The sequence below is a fragment of the Streptomyces corchorusii genome, from assembly GCF_001514055.1.
GTDB classification, from domain to species: Bacteria; Actinomycetota; Actinomycetes; order Streptomycetales; family Streptomycetaceae; genus Streptomyces; species Streptomyces olivaceoviridis.
The window spans coordinates 1-848 of sequence record NZ_KQ948408.1 but is presented as its reverse complement, the minus strand read 5'-3'; the positions used below and the strand labels follow the sequence as shown (position 1 = coordinate 848).

Genomic DNA, 848 nt, shown 5'->3' with positions numbered 1-848 from the left:
CTGCGGCCGTCCCGTCGCGCATGTCGCCGCCGAGATGGGCATCTCACGAGCCACAGCCCACAAGTGGGTCCGTCGCTGGCGGGCCGAGGGCGAGGCCGGCCTCGCCGACCGCTCCAGCAGGCCACGAACGACTCCGCATCGCACGGCGGACACCGTCGAGGCCCGGGTGTGTCACGAGCGGCAGGTCCGCAAGCTCGGTCCCGCACGGCTCGGACCGGCCCTGGGCCTGCCCGCCTCGACCGTGCACCGGATCCTGGTGCGCCATGGCCTGAACCGGCTGGCCCACCTGGACCGGCCCACTGGCCAGGTCATCCGCCGCTACGAACGCGACCGGCCCGGCGAGCTGGTCCACGTGGACGTCAAGAAGCTCGGCCGCATCCCCGACGGCGGCGGCCACAAGGTACTGGGCCGCCAGGCCGGCCGGGCCCGGCGCAGCAGCGTGGGCTTCGACTACGTCCACTCCGCCGTCGACGACCACTCCCGCCTGGCCTACAGCGAGGTCCACCCGGACGAGAAGGCCGTCACCTGCGCCGCCTTCCTGCGGCGAGCCGCCGTCTTCTTCGCCGGGCACGGCATCACCCGCATCGAGCGGGTCCTAACCGACAACGCCTGGCCCTACCGCAAGAGCTTCGCCTGGCGACAGGCGCTGGCCGACCTCGGCGCGGCCGGCAAGCTCACCCGCGCCTACCGACCACAGACCAACGGCAAGGTCGAACGCTTCAACCGCACCCTGCTCGACGAATGGGCCTACCAGCGGCCCTACACCAGCAACGCCGAACGCACCGCCGCCCTGGCAGACTTCCTCCACACCTACAACCACCACCGCTGCCACACCGCCCTCGGAGGCC

General features: G+C 72.4%; 1 protein-coding gene. It reads left to right on the top strand.

Going from position 1 to position 848, the window contains the following annotated elements:
- The coding region (locus tag AQJ11_RS45030) for an IS481 family transposase (RefSeq protein WP_059267390.1) at window positions 1-848 on the top strand (848 nt) is incomplete at both ends.